This window comes from Streptomyces sp. NPDC051576, assembly GCF_040681835.1.
Classification (GTDB): Bacteria; Actinomycetota; Actinomycetes; order Streptomycetales; family Streptomycetaceae; genus Streptomyces.
Map to the genome: position 1 here is coordinate 87,796 of NZ_JBFAZO010000001.1, position 23,465 is coordinate 111,260.

The window sequence follows — 23,465 nt, forward strand, 5'->3', positions numbered from 1 at the left end:
CACCCCCCAACACCGGCCGGCATCACCCAGCCCGTCCGGCGTTTGAGGACGAGGCCCCTTCAGGGCCGAAGGGGGGTCTGGGGGCGCAGCCCCCAGGGGCAGCCGACCGTGAGAAGACGGTAGGAGGTACACCCGGGTTGCGCCCACCACGGTGAGAGCCAGGTAAAAAGGGTGATCGTAGACCCGCCCCCACCGCCCCACCGCCGGAGGCCTTGGCACACTGGGTGCCGTGCCCCAGACTGTGCTGCTCGCCGAAGACGACCGTGCCATCCGTCATGCCCTGGAGCGGGCCCTGACCCTGGAGGGCTACCAGGTGACCGCGGTCGCCGACGGTGTCGAGGCGCTCGCGCAGGCCCACCGCACCCCACCGGACGTGCTGCTTCTCGACGTGATGATGCCCGGCATCGACGGCCTCCAGGTCTGCCGGGTGCTGCGTGCCGAGGGCAACAGCACCCCGATCCTCATGCTGACCGCCCTCGTGGAGACCGCCGACCGCATCGCGGGCCTGGACGCGGGCGCCGACGACTACGTGGTGAAGCCCTTCGACGTCGAGGAGGTCTTCGCGAGGCTGCGCGCCCTGCTCCGCCGCACCAGCCCGGTGCCGGTGTTCGGCGGCGGCTCCGCTCCGGCCGCCGCGGACGTACTGAAGGAGGAGCCGCAGGCGTCCGACAAGCAGATCTCCGCGGCCGGCCTGCGCATGGACCTCCAGGCCCGCCGCGTCTGGCGCGCCGAGCGCGAACTGGAGCTGACCCGGACCGAGTTCGAACTCCTCGAACTGCTGGTGCGCAACGCGGGCATCGTCCTCGACCACTCCACCATCTACGACCGCATCTGGGGCTACGACTTCGGCCCGGGCTCCAAGAACCTCGCCGTCTACGTCGGCTATCTGCGCCGCAAGCTCGACGAGCCTGGCGCACCGCAGTTGATCCACACGGTGCGTGGCGTGGGTTACGTGCTGCGGGAGGACTGAGTGGGCCGCCTGCGGCGGCTGGTCGTCGCCCGGCGGCCGAGACTGGTCTCGCTCCGCACCACGTTCGTGGTGTCCTTCGCGGCCGTGACCGCGGTCGTCACCCTGCTCGTCGGTGTGCTGTCGTACGGCGCGGCGGCCCGGCTGGTCCGCGTCGACCAGGAGTCCGTGTTCGACCAGGTCGTCCAGGATCTCCAGGACGAGGTGCGGACGCACCAGATGACGCCCGACGACTTCTCCTCCTCCGCGCCCGGCCACGACATCGTGCGGCCGGCCCGTACGGACGTACAGGTGCTCGGGCCGGACGGCGGTGTCGTCGACAGCGGCAGCCCGGCGCTGCCCGTCACCGCCCGCGACCGGGCGGTCGCGGGCGCGAAGGTGGCGGGTACGACGGAGGAGCACAAGGACGTCGCCGTCGCCGAGGACGTGTACCGCATCGCGACCGTCTCGCTCGGCGACGGGCGGGGCGCGGTGCAGGTCGCGCAGGAGTTCAGCGACACGGAGGATCTGCTGCGGGCGTTGCAGCAGCGGACGTTCGTGCTGATGGCGGCGGTCGTGGTGCTCGCCGGGCTGTGCGGCTGGTGGCTGGCCCGGCGGATCACCCGGCGCCTGATCATTCTCACGGCGGCGGCCGAGGACGTGGCCCGTACCCGCCGGCTCGGCGTCGAGGTCCCGGTCACCGGCTACGACGAGGTGGGCCGGCTGGGCCGCGCCTTCGACCGGATGCTCGGCCGGCTCGCGCAGTCGGAGGAGGACCAGCGGCGGCTGATCCAGGACGCGGGCCACGAACTCCGTACCCCGCTCACGTCGTTGCGCACCAACATCTCGCTGCTCCGCCGCATGGACGAACTGCCGCCCGGCACCCGCGAGGAACTGGTCGCCGACCTCTCCCAGGAGGCCCGCGAACTCACCGACCTGGTCAACGAGTTGGTGGATCTGGCGGCCGGCCAGTCCGACACCGAGCCGCCCCAGCAGGTCGACCTCGCCGACATCGCCGAGGACGTGGCGGTCCTCGCCCGCCGCCGCACCGGACGCGACATCACCGTCCGCGCGAGCGGCGACACGACGACCGACGGCCGCCCCGGCATGCTCCAGCGCGCGATCTCCAACCTGGTCGAGAACGCGGCCAAGTTCGACCGCGCGGGCCAGACCCCCATCGAGATCGCGGTCTCCGGCCCCGCCCGCCCCGGCACGATCCGCGTAGAAGTCCTCGACCGAGGCCCCGGAGTCTCCGAAACCGACCTCTTCCGCATCTTCGACCGCTTCTACCGCGCGGCGGACGCCCGCTCCCTCCCCGGCTCGGGCCTCGGCCTCTCGATCGTCCGAGAGGTCTCCCTGGCCCACGGCGGAGCACCCTTCGCGCTACGGCGGGAGGGTGGGGGTTCGGTGATCGGGTTCACGGTGGGGGGTGTGGTCGACCCGCGTTCGGGGGCGGGTCCGCGTGGCCGAGGCTGACCGGCTCCACGTCGGCGGTGTCGGGCATCTGCTCTGGGCCGCGCGGCTGCGCGCCGACGGCCGCCTCGGGCCCGGTGTGCGCGTCTTCCGCCACGGTTCGGCGACCGCCGTGGTCAGCCCCGGTCTGTCCGGGCGGGACCGGATCGCGGTCCACGGGGAGGCGGACGACGTGCTCGTTCTCGTACGGGACGAGGTTCTCGCGGAGACCGGACCGGGCTACCGGCCGTTCGGGGACGCGGAGTTGATCGCCGCGCTGGTGCGCGGGACCCCCGAGCTGGTGGCCGCCGACGGTCCCGGATTCCTGTGGATGGAGACGATGGAACGGCCATCCGATGTCCCGCCGGGCGTGGTGTGGCTCGACGTCGAGGGGGAGCGGGAGGCGGCCGGTCTCTTCGGCGACGGCTTTCCCGACTCGTACGCCCGGCCCGGCCGCCCCGGAGTGCGGCGCTGGGCGGGTTGCTACGGCCTGGACGGCGGCGGCGCGCTGCTCGCGGTGGCCGCGGACGCGTGGTCCGGGGCCGGGTGCGGCTTCCTGGCCGGGGTCGTGACCCGACCGGAGGCCCGGGGGCGGGGCCTTGGCGCGGCCGTCTCACGGTTCGTCGTCGACGCGCTCGTGCGGGAGCACGGGCGTGCCGCGCTGATGGTGGACTCGGACAACACGGCCGCGATCGGCGCGTACCGGCGGGCCGGGATGAGCGGGCGGATGTTCGCGGCGGCGGCCCGCGCCTGGGGGAGCGCGGGGCCCCGGCGTTGATCAGCCGTTCGAGCCGGTGCGGCCGAAGCAGCGCTCCAGCTCGTCGAGGTCGTAGAACTTGCTGCCCTTCGAGACGGGACGGCAGCCCGCCTTGAACGCCGTCTCCTTCTCGTTGTAGAGCATGCGCACGAGGTATGTGCTGCCCTTGCGGTAGACGTCCCACTGGATGTTGGAGCCCAGCGGCGCCACCGCCGCGCCGCGCCACGCGTTGCTCGCGTAGGTGTACGGCCGCTCGACCGTGACCCCCTGCGTACTGCCCGGCAGGCCCATCAGCGCGGCCAGCGGGATGATCTCCTCGGCGTGCGTGAACCGGAGTTCGGCGCCCAGGTCGCTGGTGCCGTCCCGCTTGGCCTCGACCTTCTTGAAGAAGTCGTCGAGCAGGACGTCCGCCATCTTGTACGTGATGTCGCTGTCCGCGAAGCCCGGCCCCTTCTCGTAGAAGTCCTCCGCGTCGGACAGGTACCCGAACCAGTCGGCGTCCCGCGCCGAGATGTACCGGTCCATGCCCCAGCCCTTGCCGCCCGGGCTCTCCTCGCTCATCGCGGGGGCGATGGCGTACAGGTTGTAGACGGCGGTGGCGGCCTCGACGTCCGTACCGATCGACGCGAACTCGCCCGCCGTGATCCGGTCCACGAACGCCGGCTTGAAGAGCTTCTTCAGTACGTCGCGGGCGGCGCTGTGGGTCCTCGGCTGGTCCGTGATGGTCTTGAGGGTCGTCGCGAGCCGCTGGTCGCCCGCGATGTAGTCGCGGTACGCGGCGCCGCCGTCGGCCTTGTGGAAGTAGAGCAGGTCCTTGTCGGTCCGGGTCGCACCGATCAGCGAGGTGAGGTCGGGGTCGGTCTGCGCGAGCGCGGCGCCGTAGAGGTTGGCGCTGTCGACGGCACGCCCCTGACCCGAACTGACGACGTCGATGGGCTCCTTGTTCTTCGCGATCGACGCGAAGAGAGTGGGCAGCCGCTTCGCCATCCGGGTGGCGGTGCTCTGGATCTCTGTCTTGCCGCGCGCGCTGAGGTTGCCGTACCCGATCGTGCTCATGGCGGCTTCGAGGGCCTGTGCCTTTGGCCCGAACTCCCGCCCCTTCGCGGTGAGTTGACCCTCGGCCTGCGCCTTGGTCCACAGCGCGAGGATCAGGTCGCCGTCCGAATCGTCGGTCGCGGAACGCGATCCGTGCCGGGACACGTTCTCGGTGAAGACGGGGGTGAACCCGGCTGGGGCCTTCTGGTACGAGCGGGAGTTCTGCTCCGGCTGGTACACGGCCTTCGTGCCGTAACTGTCGGTGTGGGAGCTGCTGTTGCCGGCTGCGGCCTGGGCGGAGAACGGCGTGGCCAGCAGGCCGGCCATGCCGAGGACCAGGGCGGGGGCGGTGACACGTCTCATGAGGCGCATGGTTCGCGGAGGACGTGAACACCGGGTGCACTGACGCTTTCGGCCGGCCGTACGGTCGTCAGGCCACAACAGCCCTACGGCCGTACCGCGCTCTCGTCCGGGGCGAACAGGTGGGCCATCGCCTGCCAGAGGGGGATGACGCGGGGGGTGGTGCTCGGGGCTCGGCGGGCGGCGCCGGGAGTGGACACCTTGGCGGTACGGGCTTCCTTGGTGAGGGAGACGGCGCTGTGCTGCATGTCGGTCCCACGCTTCCTTTGGGCCAGTCGGTGACGGCGGATCGTCGACCTTGTGAGATCAACGATCCCGCCGGCGACCCGCCGTCACGAGGGGGTGCGCTGCCCGATCAGGGGTGTAGCGGGCTCCACCGTCGCGGACGGGCGGCAAGATTCCGGCAAGGTTCGAACAAGGTGCCCTGCCCATCGTCGTCTGGACCGAACAGCACATCCGCGCACAGGGGAGGAAACATGAACAGGAACTTCAGCTCCAGGCTGGCGAGGTACGGTCTCGCGTCCGCCGCGGTGGCCGCACTCGCCGTTCCGGCGGCCGTGCTCGGAACGGCCGCGCCCGCGTCCGCGGCGGCGGCCTGCGGCACGACCGGCCCCAACCTCGACCCGAGCGCCCTTGTGAGGCAGACGGCGGGCGTCTCCGCGAACATGCGTACAGGGTCCACCACCGCCTGCCCCTACAACAACCACTACGCGAACAACCAGGACGTCCTGAACTACTACTGCTACACCGTCAACGCCGCTGGAGCCACCTGGACGTACCTGTACAACGTCACCGACCAGACGTACGGATGGGTGAGCGATTCCCTGCTGCCCAACAACGGCTCCAACTACTACTGCGGCTTCTGACCCGGAGCGGCTGACAGGCCGAGGCGGCGCAGCCGGGCGCGGACGCCGTCCGTGTCCGGCACGCCGAGTTCGTCGAGGATGTCCGCCGCGCGCCGGGCGGCCCGCCGGGCCGCTCGGGCCTCGCCGGCGGCCAGGTGGCTCTCGCCGAGGTGGGCCAGCACGTCGGCCTCGAAGTAGCGGTCCCCGAGACCGTGGAACAGCGCGACGGCGTTGCCGTAGCAGTCCGCGGCCCGGCGGTGGTCGCCGAGGTGCTGGTGCGCGTAGCCGAGGCTGTCCCAGGTGTCCGCCTGCCCGTCGCGGACGCCGAGTTGGGTGAAGAGTTCCAGCGCCTGCCCGCACAACGCCACGCACCGGCGGTGGTCGCCGAGCTGCGCGTGATACCAGCCGACCGAGTTCAGGGCGCGGGCCTGTCCGGCCCGGTGGCCTGACGCGGTGTACTGGTCGAGCGCCTCCTGGGCACAGACCAGGGCTTCGGGGTAGGCGTCCCGCCGGGCGTGCAGGCGGGCCAGGTCGAGATGGGTGTGGGCCAACTCGGTACCGTCGCCGAGGGCTTTGTGCAGATCCAGGGCGCGGGTGAGATGGGTGAGCGCCTCGTCCAGTCGCATCAGGCGGGTGCAGGCCCGGCCCAGGCCGCTGTGGGCCTCGGCTTCCCCGGCGGGGGAGGCCGAGCGCAGAGCGGCGTCCAGCGCGGCCTCTTGTGCCGCGGCCCAGTCGGACCAGTGGCCGCGGCGCTGCAGGAACGTGCTCAGGGCGCGGGTCAGCTGCCAGATCGGGGCATCCGGTGCCCGCGTGGCGGTGCCCGACCGGTGCACCACCGCGAGGAGTACCGGATGTTCGGCAGTGCACCAGGCAAGGGCCGCTCCGTGGTCCGCGGCGTGCTCGGGGGAGACGCCGGGGACCACGGGCGGCAGTGCGATCGGGTCGCGGTGCGGATCCAGCATGCGGTCGGCGGCGTGGGCCGAGTGCAGGTAGTGGCCGAATACCCGGTCCCCGGCCGCTCGCGACTCGTCGATGGCGTCCGCACTGCCGGCGAGTTCGGCGGCGTACATCCGCAGCAGGTCGTGGAGCACGTATCTGCCGCGCGAGTACTCGGTGACCAGGTTGCTGTCGGCCAGCATCGTCAGCAGCCGGCCTGCCTGCTCGACGGGGAGCCCGGCCAGGCTCGCGGCGGCGGCCACGCTGATGTCCGGGCCGGGGTGCACGCCGAGCAGCCGGAACATCCGGGCGGCCTGAGGGCTCAGGGTGCCGTACGACCAGGAGAACACGGCCCGTATGTCCGCCCGGGTGTCCTCGTCGCCGAAAGTGTCCAGCCCGTCGGGGGAGTCCTGGGCGTCGCGGAGTTCTGCGGCGAGCCGGGCCAGGCCGAGCTGTGGCTCGATCGCCGCGCGGGCCGCCACGATCACGAGGGCCAGCGGCAGCCGCGCGCAGCGGCTCACGATCTCGTCCACCGCCAGCGGTTCGGCCATCACACGCTCGGCCCCTAATCGGCGGGCGAGCAGTCGCCGGCACTCCGCCGCGGGCAGCACATCCAGGACAAGGCTCCGGGCGCCTTCCAGGGCGATCAGGCCGGAGAGCCGGTTCCGGCTGGTCACCAGGGTGAAGCACCCTGGACTGCCGGGCAGGAACGCCCGCACCTGTTCGGCGTCGCGGGCGTTGTCGAGCACCACCAGCATCCGCCGCCCCGCCAGCATGCCCCGGTACAGCCCGGCCTGCGCCTCCGGGCTCACCGGCATGTGCTGGGGGAGCACGCCCAGCGCCTCCAGCAGCCGGGGCAGTGCTTCCGCCGGGGTCACGGGCGGCCGCGAAGGCTCGAACCCATGGAGGTTCAGATAGATCTGGCCGTCCTCGAACCAGTCGGCCACCCGGTGCGCCCAGTGGACGGCCACAGCGGTCTTCCCTACGCCCGCGGTCCCGGAGAGGGTCGAGACCACTGCCACCGTGGGGCCGCCGATACCCTCCGCGAGGAACTTGTCGAGCTGGGCCAGATCCTCCTCGCGGCCGGTGAAAGCCGGTACGTCCAGGGGCAGACGCGCCGGCATCGGCGTGGGCCGGGGCCTCATGGAAAGCGCGGCAGGCGGCGGATCCGTGGCCTCGGCCGGTTCCAGGGTCCCTTGCAGGATCGCCTGGTGGATTCGCCGGAGCTCGGCCCCCGGATCGGCGCCCAGCTCATCGGCCAGCCGTTTGCGGGCCTCGGCGAAGCACTCCAAAGCCTCGGAACCGCGCCCCGCCTCGTACAGCGCCCGCATCAGCACGGCCACCAGCGGCTCGACGAGCGGGTGTTCGCCGATCAGCTCGGGCAGTCGGCCGATCACCACCGCGTGGTTGCCCACCGCCGTCTCCGCATCGGCCCACGCCGTGACCGCGTCCAGCCGTTGCCGCTGCCAGGTGTCGCGCATCCGCGACGCCCACTCCCCGGACAGTCCGGCGAGCGGCTCGCCGCGCCACAGGTCCAGAGCCTCACGGAGGATCGTCACCTGTTCGGCGACGCCCCGGCCGGCCCTGCGGGCGTCGGCGACCAGGCGATGAAACCGGTGGAGGTCCACGTCCTCGGAGTCGGCGTTCAGTACGTAGCCACCGTCCCGCCGAATCAGGACCGGCCCGCGGACCGCCCCAGCGGCTGCCAACACCTGCCGGATCCGGGCCACATGCGCGTACAGCGCCTGACGCGCGCCCTCCGGTGGATCCTCGCCCCACACACGGCTCATCAATGTCTCGAGCGGCACTGCCCGCCCGGCGTCCACCGCGAGCGCCGCCATCACGCTCCGCCGCTGCGGAGGACCCACGTCGACCGGGCCGCGGCCCACCACCTCGACGGGCCCGAGAAGTCTGAACGTCACCACGGCAACCCCCGGCGATCAGACGCGCACACAGTCGGCACTTCCCCCCTGACCGGCCAGCCCCTTCGTCCGCGCCGCCCTGGCGACACCTCCCAGGCACCAGGCCATGACAGACGCTACGCGCGCGCGGGACGGCCCGACAAGGTTCCGGCAGGCCAGGTGCGGCCCAATTCGCGTCCACCGCACATCAGTTGACGGCCAACCCGGACCAACGAAACGACCGACTGATCCAGACGAACCACGAAACTCCTAGCCGTCCTTCCGTGCCACCCCGCCGTAGATGCCGATCGGCGCGGCGTCCGGGTCGGGAGTCTCCTCGGGGCGCCAGTGGGTGACGCGGACCAGGCCCGGGTCGACGAGGGTGAAGTCGCCGAAGAAGTCCAGGACTTGGGCGTGTGTGCGGAGGTTCAGGGTGGCGCTGGCCCGGTTGTAGACGGACGCCGCCTCCTCGCGGTGGTCCTCGTGGACGTCACCCGTGGCGTGCGACAGGACGAGATAGGAACCGGCGGGCAGCGCGTCGCGCAGGGTGGCGACGATGCCGTACGGCTCCCCGTCGTCGGACAGGAAGTGCACGACGGCCACCAGGAGTACCGCGACCGGCCGGTCGAAGTCGATGGCCTTGCGGACCTCGGGATGGTCGAGGATGGCGCGGGGATCGCGCAGGTCGGCCAGGATGACGGAGGTGTCGGTGTCCTCCATGAGGGCCATCGAGTGGGTGCTGACGATCGGGTCGTTGTCGACGTAGACGATCCGGGTGTCCGGGGCGATGGCGTGCGCGATCTGGTGCACGTTCGGCTCGGTGGGCAGCCCGGTGCCGATGTCGAGGATCTGCCGCACCCCGCCCTCCTCGACGACATGCCGGACGGCCCGGTGCATGAAGCGCCGGTTGGCCCGGACCCCCTCCCGCACCTCCGGCGCCGCCTTGATGAACTGCTCGCCGGCCTCCCGGTCGACCTCGTAGTTGTCCTTGCCGCCGAGGAAGTAGTCGTACATCCGGGCAGGGTGGGGCTTGCTGGTGTCGATGATCAGTGGCTGGGCGCCACTGCCGTCCCCGCTGGGAGAGGTCATGAGGCCGGGCTCCGTCTTGGTGAGTGGCTGTCAGATCATCATCCTGACATGCCCGTCACCGGCTCGGGGGCCTTCCGCACGGGGATGTGCCGCCCGGCGTCGCGGATGTACCGGCGCACGGCGAACGCGGTGTAGGCCAGGCCCACGAACCAGGTGATCGGCACCGCCCAGATGATGGAAGAAGGGGTACGTCATGAGGACGTAGGAGCCGACGATCGCGCGCACGGAGGCGTGGCGGTGAAGGCGGCCAGGCCGATCACCGCGTCCTGCCGCTGTTCGGCCCGGCCGGATCCGGTCATCCTCGCGAACCGGATGGCGAAGCCGCTGACCAGCCCGAGGAAGACGGCGTTGACCAGGTAGAAGCTCGGCTGAGCGGCACCGACGGCGGCGAGGCCGCCGATGCCGACGTAGTGGCCGACGATGACGCTGTCGGCCAACAGGTAGGCGGGCGACAGATGGTGTCGATATTTGGCCGAGTTCGACTGGTTGAGTGCACGGCACATGCAGATGCGCGGTGTCATGGGCGGGCGTCGGTGCCAAGTCATCAGCGGAGGTGGCCGCATGCCAGGTCCAGGTCCAGGTCCGGGTGCAGGTACAAGTCCAGGTCCCATCCAGTCCGTGTCCCGAGCCGCGGCCGTACTGCGGCTCTTCGCCACGGGCCCCTGCGAGTTCGGCCTCTCCGACACCGCCGCGTCCCTCGGCCTGCCGAAGGCCACGGTCCACGGAATCCTGCGCACACTCCAGGTCGAGGGCCTCGTGGAGCAGGACGCGACATCCGGCCGGTACCGCCTGGGCGCCGAACTGGCGAGGCTGGGAGGCAGCTACCTCCAGCGCCACGAGCTACGCGCCCGCGCCCTCCCCTGGGCCGACGACCTGGCCCGCACCACGGGCGAAACGGTCCGCGTGGGCGTCCCGCACAGCTCCGGGGTCCTGATCGTCCACCACGCCCTCCGCCCCGACGACACACGGCAGTTGCTCCAGACCGGCACGGTGGTGCCGGTGGAGGGAACGGCGCTCGGCTCGGCCCTGGCTCCCCGGGAACGGGCCTGGACCTGCGCCCCGGAACCGGCGTGGTCCGGCTTGTTCTCCCTGGCCGCGCCGATCCATGACAGCCGGACGGCCGTCGCCGCGGTGAGCATCACGGGGGCCGCGGAGCGCATCTGCGTGGATGGTGAAGTGTGCGGGGCGCTGGTCTCGGCCGTCCGGAACTGTGCTCAGGCCATCTCGCGAGAACTGGGGGCTGCCCGCCCGGCAGCACCCTTCGCCCAGAGATAGGTCGCGGCCCTGTCGCAACGGGCGTTGGGGACTTCCTCGACAGGATCGTCCGGCAGCCGTCATTCAGGTGTGGCGTGGCCTGCCGCGTGCCGGGAGGAATCCGGGGTCTCCCCCGGGGACGAGTCGCGGGCGGCTGCGCCGAGCACCCGCCGGGCCCGGCGTTCGACCAGGATCGGAACGTAGGCCCTGACCCTGGCCCGGCGGAACGACTCGTACGCGGACCTGACCGTGGCCTCGACCACGGGCTCGGCGACCATGGGCCACGCGCCCCGCAGCCGCGCCACGATGTCCCGGACGGCCAGGACTTCCTCCTGAAGGCTGAGGGGCGGTGGATCGGGCGGCGCTTCGGGCTCCGCGCGCGCCACGGGACCGGGCGCGCGGTGGACGACTTCGACGGGACGCGACGCGCCGAGGGGCCGCAGCTCCTCATCGACGGTCATGGCCGTGCGGCTCTGCCGCAGCCGGGCCGGAGCGCCCGGCTCTCCCTGCCCTCCGCTCTTCCGGCTCGCCGTGCGGGGCGGGCCTCCTGCTCCGTTCCGGGACGTCACGCCTTCCATGTCCGACGACCTCCAGACCGCGCTGTCCGATCTCGCGTCGCGGGCCGTGAGCGGGCCCTCTCACTCGATTCTCTGGCCGACGCGACAAGACCGCCTCCTGAGGCCGGCCCGCGACGTGCGAGTCCGGAACGGGTACGCATGGTTTGCCTGTTCGGATGGCCACCGTGGCGTCGTGGTCGGTGATGAGTTCGCCTGCCCGGTCAGCGCCCGCGGCGTCGCCGGTGCCGTCAGCCCCCGTGATGTTCCGGCGTGCTCCGTCCCCTCGTCCAGGCCAGCCGTCCCACCCGGCGCCAGTCCATGGGGCGCTCGCGCGGGACACCGGGACGGTGGCGGGGCACGCGTACGCGGAGGGCTCCCGGCTCGCTCCGGCAGTGGACGGGCGTGGGCAGGACGAGAGCCTCGCCGTCGACGCCCACGGCGACAGCGGGAGCATCGGCGTCCACGACGACGTCACGGGCGGTCAGCGAGACGAGGACGCGTGAGTGTCCGCCGCGGATCATCTCCGCTGCCTGTGCCGCGTTGTCGACCCTGATGCCGAGCACCCCGAGGGCACCGGAGTCCAGCCGGGCACGACGGCCCAGCCCTGCCGGGTCGCCCGTCAGGTAGGGGTTGTTGCTCACCAGCACGGCCTGCGGAGCCTCGATGTCCGCAGCACCCGGAGTGTGCACGAGGAGTCGTGGACCGGTGTGGTGGGTCAGCAGGTCCGGGAGGAGCTGGAGGGCGGTACCGGCTTTGTCGTCGCGGTAGGCGGGACTCTGGACGACGGCCGCGTAGGCGCCGAAAGAGGCGTTGTTCACGAAGACGCGGTCGCCGACGCGGCCCAGGTCGACGCGGAGTTCGACGCCGTCGGTGAGCGCGTCCAGACATCGCGAGGGGTCCGCCCTCTCCAGGCCGAGGTCCAGGGCGAAGTGGTTGCGGGTCCCGGCGCAGACGACCATGAACGGAAGCCCGCGCTCGGCCGCCACTCCCGCGACCAGGGCCTGGGTCCCGTCGCCCCCGGCGACGCCGAGCAGATCGGCACCCTCGTCCGCGGCCTGCCGGGCGAGCGCGGCCACGTCCTGCCGGTGGGCCGGGTCCAGGACGGCGACCTGAGCGCCGAGCGCCGTCGCCTTCTCCACCAGGTGGAACCTACCGACCTTTCCGCCGCCCGAGGACGGGTTCATGATCAGGAAGGGCCGTCGGGGCGGGGCGACCGTGTGCTCCGCGCCCACCGCCTGTCCGCGATCGGCAGCCGCCATCGCACCTCTGCCGCAGCTGACGGCCAGCACCCACAGGGCGAGCGAGACGAGCGCGACCCACAACAGTCCGGCCAGTGCGTAGAGCACCACGACGGTGAGGGGCGCGGCGCACGCCAGTACGGCGCCCAGCGCCCGGGCCGGGCCTCTGCGCGACAACGCCCACCACAGGCCCACGACCGTGACCACGGTCCCTGCCAGTCCCAGCCCCAACAGCAGGACGCTCCGGAGCCCGGCGAACAGCAGCAGGACCGCGGCGGCCGCCGTTCCCTCGGCGAGGGCCAGCCGAGCTGCCCAGCGTGGAGCGAGGCGTCTCCTCGTTCGTGCGGCCGTGTCCATGCGACCTCCCAAGCGCGGGCCTCGCCTGCCCCGTCGAACGGGAGCCGCCCGTCATCCGCTCGGCGGAGGTGACGAAACACGGAGGGGGCCGACAGCAGGAGGTTCAGCCGGTGGTGCGGCTGTCGGCCTCGGCTCGGGCGATGGCTTCGGCCTCGCTGTCGGCCAGGGCGATCGCGACACCGAAGGCCTCGGCGATGTGGCCGGCCGCGGACATGACGCGCGCCGTTCCCACCACGGGTGCGATCGCGACGAGGAGGTCCTGCAGCTGCTCGACGGTGAACTGGGCTTTGATCGCCGGATTGATGTGGGCCAGGTAGGAGATCGCGGGTGCGTCCATGGCCACGAGTGCGGCGATGCGGCTGAGGATGAGCGTGCGCTCGTCCATCCGGCAATGCTCGATGGAGTCGATCGTCATCGCGGCGATCGTGTCGAGAACGGGAGTGTCGAACTCAGGTGCAGTAGCCATGAGAGGACTGCCTTCCGGTTCGGTTGTGGTGACCCGTCAAGCCTAGGCATCATCGAGCGGTGACGCGCGTCGGAAGGCGGCGACGGCGGCCTCCACGGTGGGGAAGAAATGGCGTGGGTCGATGGTGCGGGTGAGTTCGTACCGTTCGATCTTGCGGCGCACGGGGTCCTTGAGTTCGGCGAACACGAGGTGGATGTGTTCGGCGTTGAGTTCCAGGTCAAGTTCCTCCAGGACGTCCGAGGCGGTGGTGTCCACGTCGGTCATCGGCTCCGCGGCTATCACGATCCAGCGCGGCTTCGGCGTGGTGCGGGCCAGCCGTCTGATCTCGTCCCGGAAAGCCTTGGCGTTGGCGAAGAAAAGGGGTGCGTCGAACCGGTGGATCACCAGGCCCGGCAGCTGTTCGGCCTGCGGATGGGAACGGATGTCGTGGTATCCCTCCAGGCCCTGCACCCGCCCCAGCACCGTGTTGTACGGCCACCAGGCGCGCCGGAAGACGTTGAGGACGGACAGGGCCACGGCGATGGCGATCCCCTCCAGGACACCGAGCAGGGCCACCCCCAGGAACGCGGCGACCGACAGCAGGAACTCCGTCCGGCGCTGCCGCCAGAGCCGTACCGTCCCCGGCAGGTCGGCCAGGGACAGCGAGGCGGTGATGACGACGGCGGCGAGGGCAGGCTGGGGCAGGTTGCGGAAGATTCCCGGAGCCAGCACCAGCATGAGGACGATGAGCGCGGCCCCGACGACTCCGGTGAGCTGGCTCCTGGCGCCGGCCCGCTCCGCCACCGCCGTACGGGATCCACTGGCGCTGACCGGGAAGCCCTGGAACAGACCGGCCGCCAGGTTCGCCGCACCGACCGCGGCCATCTCCTGATTGCCCTGGACCTCCTGTCCGCCACGTGCCGCGAACGCCGACGCGTTGGAGATCGTGTCGGCGAGGGACACCAGGGCGATGCCGAGCGCACCGCCGAACAGCGGCACCAGGTCGGAGGCACGGATGTCGGGGACTGTGAACGGCGGGAAGCCCTCGGGCAGTTCGCCGACCAGGTCGACGCCGTGCCCGCCGAGATCGAGGACGGCGACCGCGGTGATCGCCAGGACCACCATCACGAGCACCGCGGGGACCTTCGGCAGCCACCGCTGGACCACCAGGACCAGCAGGATCCCGCCGACGCCGACCGCGGCTGCGGCCGGCACCACGGCCCCGTCGGCGATCTTCTCCACGAGGCCGACGCATTCCCCGATCAGGTTGTCCGCGTCGACCTTGAAGCCGAGCAGTTTGGGCAGTTGGCCGATCAGGATGGTGAGGGCCAGCCCGTTCATGTAGCCGATCATCGTCGGTTTGGAGATCAGGTCGGCGATGAAGCCGAGCTTCGCCACCGACGCCAGGATCATGATCGCCGCCACCATCAGCGCGAGCATCGAGGCGAGCGCGACCGCCCGGTCGGCGTCCCCGCCCGACGCGACCAGGGGGAGCACGGTGGCGGCGATCATCGGCCCCAGTGAGGAGTCCGGGCCCAGCACCAGGATGCGGGACGGCCCGCACACGGCGTAGCCGAGCAGACAGAGGATCGTCGTGTACAGGCCGGTGATGGCCGGCAGCCCCGCCAGTTCGGCGTACGCCATGCCCTGGGGCACCAGCAGGGTGGTCAGGACGACCCCTGCCGTCAGATCCCTGACCAGCCATGCGCGCCGGTAGGCCGACAGCGCGCGGATTCCCGGAACGGCCCGGAGCCGGGACAGCACCGCGTGCCGGCCCCGCGCCTCATCCGGCACTCACGCTCACCCCACCCGCCCGCGACCGTCGGACCAGCAGCTTGCCCAGTTCCCAGACGAGCAGCAGTGCCACGGCGGCCAGCAGGGCCCAGCCGAACTCCCGCGCGTTGATCTCGGTCGTGCCCAACATGCGGCGGAATCCGTCCAGTTGGGTCACCGCCACCGCGAGGACCAGCTGGGCCAGGGCCACCCAGTTCATCTGCCTGCTGTCGAAGGTGGCGAGCACCAGCACCGAGTCCGTTTCGCTGCGGCATTCGAACGCGGCCACGATCAGGCAGAGCGCGAAGGCGGTGAAGGCGATCGACTGACCGGTCTCGACACTGCCGAAGTGGGCCTGGCCGAGCTTGATCAGGCCGAGCAGTCCGCAGGTGATCGCGAGGCCGCCGAGCCCGACCGTGACCAGCACGGGCCGGGTGAGCACCGATTCTCCGCGAGGACGCGGCGTGCGGCTCATGAGCCCCGGGTTCTCCTGGTCGAAGCCGAGTGCGAAGCCGAAGGACGCGTTGACCACGAAGTGGATCCACAGCACCTGCGGCGGCGTGAACGGCTCGCCCGCCGCGATGTTCAGGACGGTGGCCCCGAGGAACGTCAGGACGAAGGTGACCAGCAGAAGCAGGACGAACCGGATGTACTTGGTGAGGTTGTCGTAGATCGTCCGCCCCTGCTCGACGGCGTAGACGATGGTGGCGAAGTCGTCGTCGGAGAGGATCATGCGGCCGGCGTTCTTCGCCACGTCCGTGCCGCTGCCCATGGCGATGCCGATGTCGGCGGCCTTGATGGCGGGTGCGTCGTTGACGCCGTCCCCGGTCATCGCCACGACGTCGCCCTTCTTCTTGAGCGTGTCGGCCAGCAGCACCTTGTGCTCCGGCGCGACCCGTCCCACGACCCCGATGTCGTCGATGCGGGCCAGCCGCTCCGGCTCCCCCATCGCGGCGAAGTCGGCGCCGAGGACGGCCTCGCCGGGGATGCCGATCTGCCGGGCGATCGCCGCCCCGGTGGTGATGTCGTCGCCCGTCACGAGGCGGACCCGGATGTGCGCCGCCCGCGCGGCGGCCACGGCGGCCTTCGACTCCGCGCGGGGCGGGTCGACCATGCCGACGAGACTGGTCAGCCGCAACTCGGTGACGTACGCGAGCAGGTCGCCGTCCGCGTCGAAGCCGGCCGGGTCGAGGTCCCGGGTGGCCGCGGCCATCACCCGGCGCCCCTCGCCGCCCATCCGCTCGGCCGCCGCCTCGGCCCGGTGCCGCAGACCGGTGTCCCAGGGCACGGTCGCACCCGCCGCGAGCGCGGTGGCGGCCCGCGCCAGTACCGCCGGCGCCGCGCCCTTGACGAAACACCGCACGGCCGGCCGGCCGTCGGCGTCGGCCGCCGAGTGGAAGGTGGCCATCAGCTTGTACGCCGGGTCGAACGGCAGGGTCGCGAGCCGCGGGAGACGCTCCCTGGTGGCGTCCGTGTCGAGTCCCGCCTTGTGGCCGAGCACCAGCAGCGCGCCCTCCGTGGGGTCGCCCACCACCTCGCCGTCCACCAACTTGGCGTCACAGGCCACGACATACGGCAGGATCGCGTCCTCGATGCCCGCGGCGGACCCGGCCGCGTGGTGGACCTTCCCCTCCAGGCCGTAGCCCGTGCCGGAGACGGTGTACTTGTCGGTGGGCGTGAGCACTTCTACGGCCGTCATCTGGTTCATCGTCAGCGTGCCGGTCTTGTCCGAGTTGATCGCCGAGGTGAACGCGAGGGTCTCGACCGACGGGAGTTCCTTCACGATGGCGTTCCGTTTCGCCAGGTTGAGGCTCCCGACGGAGAGGATCGCCTGCGTCACGGTCGGCAGGGCCTCGGGAATGGCCGCGATGGCCAGGGAGACCGCGCTGACGAACAGCACGTCCCATGCCTGGTCCCGGCCGCGGCCCAGGACGAACATCACGATCATGGTGAGGGCGGCCGCCCCCGTGATCCACAGCGTCAGCCTGTCGAGTTCCCGCGTGAGCGGCGGCACTTCCTTCTCGGTGGCCGCCAGCATCCCGGAGATCTTCCCCAGCTCGGTGTCCGCCCCGATGGCGGTCACCACGAGAACACCGCTGCCGTGGGTGACCGGCGTGTTCATGAACGCCGTGTTGGTCCGGTCGCCCGGCGGCGGCCGGCGCCCGCCGGGCAGCGCGCCGGTGTCCTTCGCCGCGGGCACGCTCTCACCGGTGAGCGCCGACTCGTCGATCTGCAGCGCGCTGGCCTCGATGATGCGCCCGTCCGCGGGCACCTGGTCACCGGCCGAGACGAGCACGATGTCGCCGACGACGAGCTGCTCCGCGGGGATCTCGGCCTCCGTACCGTCCCTGCGCACCCGCGCCGTGGCCTCCATCATCGACTTCAGCGCGTTCATCGCGCTCTCCGCCTTGCCCTCCTGACGCAGGCCCACCACCGCGTTGAGCAGGGTCAGTACGAGCAGCAGGATCGCGGTGGTCCACTCCCGGATGAGCAGCGAGACCACCGCCGCGGCCACCAGGACGAGCTGCATGTAGCTGCGGTACTGACCGAGGAACCTGCGCCAGGCCGGAGTCCGGCTCTCCTCGGGCAGTGCGTTCGGCCCGTGTGCGGCCCGCAGTTCGGCGGCCCGCTCGGCGCCGAGCCCGATCGCCGGGTCGACGCCGAGGGCGGTCACGACCTCGCCCGGTGGCCGCGCGTACCAGTCGTCGCCCTCCGCGGCCTCCGGCTGTGTGCTCACGGAATCCGGCTGCACCGTCATCGCTCCTGCCTCCGATCCTGGCCGCTCCTCGCACCTCGCCCGCTGCCTGACCGGCCTAACGGCGCTTCTTGCCGGCCGCCGAAGGATGCCGGGCCGCGTAGGGGTCGGCGGGCAGACCCTCGGGGGCCTCCTGCTCCAACTCCCGCCGGGCGGTGAGCAGATCCTTCCGCGCCGCGTCGCCGACCTCCGGGTACCGGGGATCGATGCCGATCAGGGTGTGCGCCAGGATCGCCGCCGTACAGATCCGCGCGAACCACTTCCGGTCCGCCGGCACCACGTACCAGGGGGCCCACGCCGTGCTCGTCGCCGACAGCATGTGGGAGAAGGCCCGCTGGTACTCGTCCCAGTGGCGTCGCTCCCGGACGTCGGCCGCGGAGAACTTCCAGTTCTTCTCCGGCAGGTCGAGCCGCTTCAGGAAGCGGGTGCGCTGCTCCTCCTTCGACAGGTTCAGGAAGATCTTCACCACCTTGAACCCGTTGTCCGTGAGATACCGCTCCCAGTCGTTGATCTCGCGGTAGCGCCGCTTCCACACACCCCGTCCGCGCGCGTGGTCCGGCAGCTTCTGCCGCAGGAGGAGTTCGGGGTGCACACGGACGACGAGGACCTCCTCGTAGTGCGAGCGGTTGAAGATGGCGATCCCGCCGCGCTCGGGCAGCCGCTGCGCGTAACGCCACAGGTAGTCGTGGTCCAGTTCCTCGGCGGACGGCACCTTGAAGCTGCTCACCCGCACGCCCTGCGGATTGACGCCGCTCATCACATGCCGGATCGTGCCGTCCTTGCCGCCGGCGTCGAGCGCCTGAAGGCACAGCAGCACGCCGTGCGTGTCCTGGGCGGCGAGCCGTTCCTGGTACTCCGCCAGCAGTTCGACTCCGGTCCGCAGCAGCGCGGCCCCGTCCCGCTTCTTCAGACCGGCCTTGTCCCGAGGGTCGAAGTCCCGGCGCAGCCGCACCTTCGCCCCCGGTTCCACCCGCAGTGGCTCGATGAACTCCGCGATGCGCCTGGCCCGTTCGTCCGACATCACTGATCAGTGGGCCGGGCCACGCACAGCGCCCAGATGATGAACCCGGAGAAGGCGATCATCACGACCGACCACACCGGGTAGTACGGCAGGGAGAGGAAGTTGGCGATGATGATGAACCCGGCGACGGCCACGCCGGCGACCCGGGCCCAGAGCGCGGACTGGAACAGCCCCAGGCTGACGATGACCGCGACCGCGCCGAGGGCCAGGTGGATCCAGCCCCAGCCGGTGAGGTCGAACTCGAAGACGTAACTGCGTGTCGTGAGGAAGACGTCGTCCTTGGCGATCCCCATGATCCCGCGGAAGATGTCGAGCACCCCGGCGATCATGAGCGTGACGGCGGCGAAGGCCGTGAGTCCCTCGGCCCAGTGCCGCTTGGCGGTACCCGGGTGAGCGTGTACGTGAGAAGCGTGCGACGTGGTCATGGCTTCGGTGTCCTTCGGTGTCGGGGAACCGGCTCAGCGGCGGACCGGGGGGCCGTAGTCGCTCAGGACCAGCTGCTTGGCCCGCTGGAACTCCTCCTCGGTGATGTCGCCGTGGGCCTTGATCTCGGACAGCCTGAGGAGTTCGTCCGCACTGCTGGAGGAGCCACCGGAACTCTGCGCGGTCTCGCGGACGTAGTCCTCGAACTGTTTCTGCTGTGCCCGCGCCTGCGCGGTCTCCCGGCGGCCCATGTTCTTCCCCCGGGCGATCACGTAGACGAACACACCCAGGAACGGCAGAACGAGGCAGAACACCAGCCAGCCCGCCTTGGCCCAGCCGCCGAGGCCGTCGTCGCGGAAGATGTCGACGACGATTCGGAACAGCAGGACGAACCACATGATCCACAGGAAGAACACCAGCATGGTCCAGAAGACGTCCAGCAGTGGATAGTCGTACGCGAGATACGTCTGACCGCTCATCTCTCCTCCGTTCCCTGCCCCCACCCGAAGTCGGTCCCGGGCGACGCCCGTTCCATGTCGTCTTCGGTGTGCACAGGAATCTGAGGCCGCCTCACATGTGAAAGGGGGCGGGCCCGGGGGCGCTCCGCGGTGCCAACCGCGATAGCGCGGCGGTGCGGTGACCGCCTGGCAGCAGATGGCCGGCGACCACAGGCTGGGGCCGATACGACCAAGTGCCCCATCGCGCAGCCGTCCGGGCTGTCACACCCGTGGCTGACGCGGTCATTTGTACAAAGAGAATACCGCTGATGCCTCTGGTCCACCTGGCCAGAACAATCCCGCCGGGGGACCCGAAGTCACGGCCCCGTGACCCCCGCCCGATGCAGCGCGGCCCGCCAGGCGAAGGCGACCGCCGTCTCGGCCAGGCCCAGCAGGACGAGCCACAGGCCGAGCAGCCGGGTCAGGGCCAGGGCCGACTCGGTGGGCAGGGCGAGCACGACGATTCCCGCGACGATACCGAGCAGTGCGGCGGCGAGGACGAACCCGCGGTGCGGCAGGTCCCTGGCGGCGATGACCGGGTAGAGCATGAGGATGCCGGACACCAGCCACAGCACGCCGACGATCAGCGAGAGCGCGGCGATCGTCTGCAGCGGATTGCGCAGGCACAGCACCCCGGCGAGGACGTAGAGCACCGCCAGGAAGAGCCCGGCCAGCCGTTCGCCGTGGTCCTCGCGGGCGAAGAGGGCGACGAACCGGAACACACCGGTCACGAGCAGATACAGGCCGATGAGAACCGCAAGAACGTGCAGCGTCTCGTCCGGCCAGACCAGCACCAGGATGCCGGGCACGAGCGTGGCGACGGCGGAACCGAGGATCCACGTCCAAGAGCGTCCCAGGGCGGTCAGGACATCGGCGGCGTCGCCTGTCGTTCCCGGGATCGCCCCGCCGGGTTGCGACTCCGGTCCGGAATGCGGTGCCGGACCACGCGAAACGGTCATGGCTCCTCCTCGCACGGTCCACCGGGCCGCCCACTGCCGACGAGGCGGCGTGCGGTGACCTCACACAGCCAGTATCCCGCCGATCACCGGTTCATCCACTGGGGGCGAATCGGTGCGAGAGGGCGCTCATGGCGAGCGCAGGAGCAGTCCGAAACGGAGCCGCTCCGGACACATGACAAAGGCGGGACCCGAAAGCCCCCGCCCGCACCAAGCGAATCCCCTTGGTGGGATGCGCCCCGACCAGAGGAAACTCCTCTCCGTAGTTCTCACTGGCCGACGCCGTTTCCCAAGCTCGTGTGCCCTGCATGTGCCCTCGCAGGGTGGGGCGGAGGGCCAGTCATCTTCGATGCAGGTGGAAATGGTCAGGGGTGTGGAAGCCGCCACAGATGCGTCGCTGCCCGGGCTCGGTCCGCAGGAGTCTCGCGGACGAGGTGGTACAGGTTCTCGAAGTACTCCTGCCAGCGGTTCGGATCTGGCATGGCGTTCTGGGCGCGCTTCGCACGCTCCGCCTGCACCAGCGGTTGCATGCCCTCCCAGACGGAGATGACGGAACCTCCGAGGTATCCGGAGACCGGTTCGATGTCCACCACTCCGTGAGCGACGAGAGCCCCGAGATTGTCGTAGAACCAGGCCAGTTCACGGACCAGATCCCGGTCATCGTCCGGTAACCCGGCCAGTCCGGCTGACAGGTCACAGGCCGGCAGCCGTTCGTGCACGACCTGCCGTGCCTGCGCCAGCCGCACACTTCGATGCTCGCGGAAGAGATCCACAAGAACCGGCAGCGTGTTGGCATGCTCGGTCAGCCGCAATTGTCGAAGCGAGACGACTCCGCTTACCGTCAGTGCAACCAGCGATACCATCAGTGCCGCGATCTCCAACTTTGCCTCCGCTAGCAGCTGTTGATGCAGCGTGGCAACTTTCCGATCCGCACTGCCAGGTCAGGGCGTATCCGGTGCGCTGTGATGGCCACCTCGGCATGGAGGACGGCCTTTAATCCCCATACCCCTGCCGCGTCGACCAGAAGGGTTTCTACTGCCCGGCGGATCGCGGCTTGCTTCTGCCCGTGCAGCAGTGCCTGTTTACACGTCGCACCGAAGTCGCTGACGATGCTCCGAAACTGGTCCTTGCGCTGCATCCTGCCCCCCCGAGGCCAGCACACCCCCCGCATGTTCCTCAACTCACAGTAAACACAACGTCACTCCTCGTCGAGAGTGCGTCCAAGGTGCCGAATGCGAGTGCTCGTTCAGTGGCAGCCACACCGACGGTGAGTGTCTGCTGTGTAGGTGGTGGTGCTGGGCGGAAGGAGCGGGGCTGTGGCCCGCCAAGGGGCTGGTCGAAGTGCGTTAGCCGATGAGCTCTATCCGGATAGCAAGGGCACCGAGAGCCTCCTTCTCGGGCGGGTAGATGGCCCGGATGTTGGCGAGTTGTTCGTCGCGGGTGGCGGTGGGGTTGACGTTGGCTGGCCCCTCGCCGGCGAGTAGGGCCTCGAAGTCGGTGTACTCGGTCACGCGCTTGACCTCGACCTCACAGGTCTCGTCCGTGCCCTTGATGTGGAACCGGATGATGTCACCAGCAACGAGGTCGGCGAGGTGTGGGTATTTGACCCGTACCTCGATGGTCTTGGTGCCGGTGGCGACGAGGTCGAAGTACTGGCGGTAGAGATTGAGTTCGCGGACGCGCGGAGTGGTGTTGCTCATGGGGCGGGAATGCTCCTGAGTGCTGGTGCGGTGATCAGGCGGCCGACCTCGGCTGCGGAGTACGAGCGGAAGAAGTGGCGGGGGTCGGACAGCATCGTCTCGGCTATGGCCAGCAGTTGGTCGGCGTACTCGGTGACAGTGCCAGGCCATTGTCGGGTGTCGAGCATCCAGTCGGCGGCGCCTTCGGGCAAAGGGGCGTGGCCGTCGCGGATGAGGGACTTGGAGAGTTTCGCGCCGGTGTCGGTGACGACTTGCGGGCAGAACAGGCGGGCGGGGAGTTGGGCACGGGTGAGGCCGACGGCTTGGAGGGCTTCGTCGACGAGGAGGGAGCCGAAGACCCAGTCGCCGCCCTTGACCATGACGTGCAGAGTTCCACCCGCCCCCGTGCTGGTGAGGGCGAGTTCCTTGACGAGGTTGCGGTACAGGGTGGCCAAGTCGAGGTAGGCGCCGGCGGTAGGCGTGATGGTGACCTGGTAAGGGCCGTGGTGGAGGCAGACGGCATCGACCTCGGCACCTTCTCGGTCGATGAGGTGCACGCGCGTGCGTTCGGCGTGCTTCTCGGACCAGCCGCAGCCGGGGTGCGGGCAGGGGATTCGAAGATGTGGGGTGCCGGTGGAGGGGGCGAGCCACCAGCGGGCGGAGTCGAGTCGGGGCAGTAGCCGCAGCCAGGTGCGGCGGAAGTGTTCGCCAGCTTGCTGCTGGGTGTAGGTCTCGACGAGGTGGGGAATGCCCAGGCGCCGGGAGAGAGCCGTGAACAGGGGTTGGTGCAGGGCGGCGACGAGGTCGGTCAGGGCCTGGTTGCCGAGGGCCTGGGCGTAGGCGCGTTGGTAGCGGTGGCCGCTGGCCGGGTCTGTGGACAGTTCGTACGGGGCGTTGTCGAGGGCGCTGAAGAGGACCTCGGTGGGGATGCCGAAGCGGTCTCGCAGGCGGGCGGCCATGGCGAAGGAGAGTGCCTGGACGAGCGAGGTGCCGATATGCGGAGCGCCGTTGATCTGGGTGCCGACGACCAGCACGATCCGCTCGGGCGGAGCGGCCAGGATGCGTGGTGTCAGGACGTCCTCGGCGCGCAGAAGGGCGTTGGCGAGGACGGTGTTCGGTGATACGAGGTGGGGCGTCACGGATGTCCCCTTGCGGTCAGGTCGGACGGAGGTAGGTGTTGCCGTGGCTT

The 23,465-nt window shown here is 70.6% G+C and carries 24 protein-coding genes; 5 read left to right on the forward strand and 19 right to left on the reverse strand.

What is annotated here, in order from left to right; all coding sequences use genetic code 11:
- The first annotated feature begins 229 nt into the window (after positions 1-229).
- The 3 genes from AB0M63_RS00380 to AB0M63_RS00390 are packed head-to-tail and all read left to right on the forward strand — an operon-like array spanning position 230 to position 3,176.
- A complete protein-coding gene (locus tag AB0M63_RS00380; protein WP_355904593.1) occupies positions 230-970 on the forward strand; it encodes a response regulator transcription factor in 741 nt (246 codons plus the stop codon).
- Positions 971-2,422 carry a HAMP domain-containing sensor histidine kinase gene (locus tag AB0M63_RS00385; protein WP_355904596.1) on the forward strand — a complete coding sequence of 484 codons (1,452 nt, stop codon included), beginning with the start codon at positions 971-973 and terminating at the stop codon, positions 2,420-2,422. It abuts the gene before it with no gap.
- Complete coding sequence (locus AB0M63_RS00390; RefSeq protein ID WP_366017858.1) at positions 2,409-3,176, forward strand: GNAT family N-acetyltransferase; 768 nt, start codon at positions 2,409-2,411, stop codon at positions 3,174-3,176. Before AB0M63_RS00385 ends, AB0M63_RS00390 begins: the two co-directional genes overlap by 14 nt.
- Here AB0M63_RS00390 and AB0M63_RS00395 read toward each other — a convergent pair whose 3' ends face one another.
- Both AB0M63_RS00395 and AB0M63_RS00400 read right to left on the reverse strand, forming a co-directional pair.
- Complete coding sequence (locus tag AB0M63_RS00395; RefSeq protein ID WP_366017859.1) at positions 3,177-4,553, reverse strand: histidine-type phosphatase; 1,377 nt, start codon at positions 4,551-4,553, stop codon at positions 3,177-3,179.
- 83 nt (positions 4,554-4,636) lie between these two features.
- Positions 4,637-4,798, reverse strand: coding sequence for a hypothetical protein (locus tag AB0M63_RS00400; protein WP_355904605.1), 162 nt, complete (start codon positions 4,796-4,798; stop codon positions 4,637-4,639).
- A 228-nt stretch (positions 4,799-5,026) separates the two neighbouring features.
- On the opposite strand from AB0M63_RS00400, the gene AB0M63_RS00405 reads away from it, so the two are divergent.
- Entirely contained in the window at positions 5,027-5,416 is a 390-nt protein-coding gene (locus tag AB0M63_RS00405; RefSeq protein ID WP_355904608.1) for an SH3 domain-containing protein, read from the forward strand.
- Here the strand turns inward: AB0M63_RS00405 and AB0M63_RS00410 are convergent.
- The 4 genes from AB0M63_RS00410 to AB0M63_RS00425 form a co-directional block, all read right to left on the reverse strand.
- A complete protein-coding gene (locus AB0M63_RS00410; protein WP_366017860.1) occupies positions 5,401-8,253 on the reverse strand; it encodes a BTAD domain-containing putative transcriptional regulator in 2,853 nt (950 codons plus the stop codon). The two genes, AB0M63_RS00405 and AB0M63_RS00410, sit on opposite strands and share 16 nt — an antisense overlap.
- Positions 8,254-8,502: 249 nt before the next feature.
- Complete coding sequence (locus tag AB0M63_RS00415) at positions 8,503-9,321, reverse strand: SAM-dependent methyltransferase (RefSeq protein WP_366017861.1); 819 nt, start codon at positions 9,319-9,321, stop codon at positions 8,503-8,505.
- Positions 9,322-9,359: 38 nt separating this feature from the next.
- Complete coding sequence (locus AB0M63_RS00420; protein WP_366017863.1) at positions 9,360-9,485, reverse strand: hypothetical protein; 126 nt, start codon at positions 9,483-9,485, stop codon at positions 9,360-9,362.
- Positions 9,486-9,512: 27 nt separating this feature from the next.
- Entirely contained in the window at positions 9,513-9,824 is a 312-nt protein-coding gene (locus AB0M63_RS00425) for an MATE family efflux transporter (protein WP_366017864.1), read from the reverse strand.
- A gap of 58 nt (positions 9,825-9,882) precedes the next feature.
- On the opposite strand from AB0M63_RS00425, the gene AB0M63_RS00430 reads away from it, so the two are divergent.
- Positions 9,883-10,596 carry an IclR family transcriptional regulator gene (locus AB0M63_RS00430; RefSeq protein ID WP_355904620.1) on the forward strand — a complete coding sequence of 238 codons (714 nt, stop codon included), beginning with the start codon at positions 9,883-9,885 and terminating at the stop codon, positions 10,594-10,596.
- Positions 10,597-10,655: 59 nt separating this feature from the next.
- Here AB0M63_RS00430 and AB0M63_RS00435 read toward each other — a convergent pair whose 3' ends face one another.
- From AB0M63_RS00435 to AB0M63_RS00495, 13 genes are all read right to left on the reverse strand, one after another.
- Positions 10,656-11,036, reverse strand: a complete 381-nt coding sequence (locus AB0M63_RS00435) for a three-helix bundle dimerization domain-containing protein (RefSeq protein ID WP_355904623.1) — start codon at positions 11,034-11,036, stop codon at positions 10,656-10,658.
- Positions 11,037-11,380: 344 nt separating this feature from the next.
- Complete coding sequence (locus tag AB0M63_RS00440) at positions 11,381-12,727, reverse strand: diacylglycerol kinase family protein (protein ID WP_366017865.1); 1,347 nt, start codon at positions 12,725-12,727, stop codon at positions 11,381-11,383.
- 103 nt (positions 12,728-12,830) lie between these two features.
- Positions 12,831-13,193: a carboxymuconolactone decarboxylase gene (locus AB0M63_RS00445; RefSeq protein WP_355904630.1), complete on the reverse strand. Its 363-nt coding sequence runs from the start codon at positions 13,191-13,193 to the stop codon at positions 12,831-12,833.
- Between the two features lie 42 nt (positions 13,194-13,235).
- Positions 13,236-14,966, reverse strand: coding sequence for a sulfate permease (sulP, locus tag AB0M63_RS00450; RefSeq protein ID WP_366017866.1), 1,731 nt, complete (start codon positions 14,964-14,966; stop codon positions 13,236-13,238).
- Positions 14,956-17,703 carry an HAD-IC family P-type ATPase gene (locus AB0M63_RS00455; protein WP_366017867.1) on the reverse strand — a complete coding sequence of 916 codons (2,748 nt, stop codon included), beginning with the start codon at positions 17,701-17,703 and terminating at the stop codon, positions 14,956-14,958. Before AB0M63_RS00455 ends, sulP begins: the two co-directional genes overlap by 11 nt.
- A gap of 55 nt (positions 17,704-17,758) precedes the next feature.
- Positions 17,759-18,721: a polyphosphate kinase 2 family protein gene (locus tag AB0M63_RS00460; protein ID WP_366017869.1), complete on the reverse strand. Its 963-nt coding sequence runs from the start codon at positions 18,719-18,721 to the stop codon at positions 17,759-17,761.
- On the reverse strand, positions 18,721-19,146 hold the full coding sequence (locus tag AB0M63_RS00465; RefSeq protein ID WP_366017870.1) for a hypothetical protein: 426 nt from the start codon (positions 19,144-19,146) through the stop codon (positions 18,721-18,723). The genes AB0M63_RS00460 and AB0M63_RS00465 overlap by 1 nt, the downstream gene beginning before the upstream one ends.
- Positions 19,147-19,179: 33 nt before the next feature.
- Positions 19,180-19,623 carry an SHOCT domain-containing protein gene (locus tag AB0M63_RS00470; RefSeq protein WP_355904641.1) on the reverse strand — a complete coding sequence of 148 codons (444 nt, stop codon included), beginning with the start codon at positions 19,621-19,623 and terminating at the stop codon, positions 19,180-19,182.
- A 335-nt stretch (positions 19,624-19,958) separates the two neighbouring features.
- Complete coding sequence (locus AB0M63_RS00475) at positions 19,959-20,600, reverse strand: DUF308 domain-containing protein (protein WP_366017871.1); 642 nt, start codon at positions 20,598-20,600, stop codon at positions 19,959-19,961.
- 362 nt (positions 20,601-20,962) lie between these two features.
- Complete coding sequence (locus tag AB0M63_RS00480; RefSeq protein ID WP_366017872.1) at positions 20,963-21,478, reverse strand: hypothetical protein; 516 nt, start codon at positions 21,476-21,478, stop codon at positions 20,963-20,965.
- Positions 21,479-21,489: 11 nt separating this feature from the next.
- Positions 21,490-21,735, reverse strand: a complete 246-nt coding sequence (locus AB0M63_RS00485) for a hypothetical protein (protein ID WP_366017873.1) — start codon at positions 21,733-21,735, stop codon at positions 21,490-21,492.
- Between the two features lie 208 nt (positions 21,736-21,943).
- Entirely contained in the window at positions 21,944-22,297 is a 354-nt protein-coding gene (locus tag AB0M63_RS00490) for an ASCH domain-containing protein (RefSeq protein WP_366017874.1), read from the reverse strand.
- Positions 22,294-23,415 carry a hypothetical protein gene (locus AB0M63_RS00495; RefSeq protein WP_366017875.1) on the reverse strand — a complete coding sequence of 374 codons (1,122 nt, stop codon included), beginning with the start codon at positions 23,413-23,415 and terminating at the stop codon, positions 22,294-22,296. Before AB0M63_RS00495 ends, AB0M63_RS00490 begins: the two co-directional genes overlap by 4 nt.
- Between the last annotated feature and the right edge of the window lie 50 nt (positions 23,416-23,465).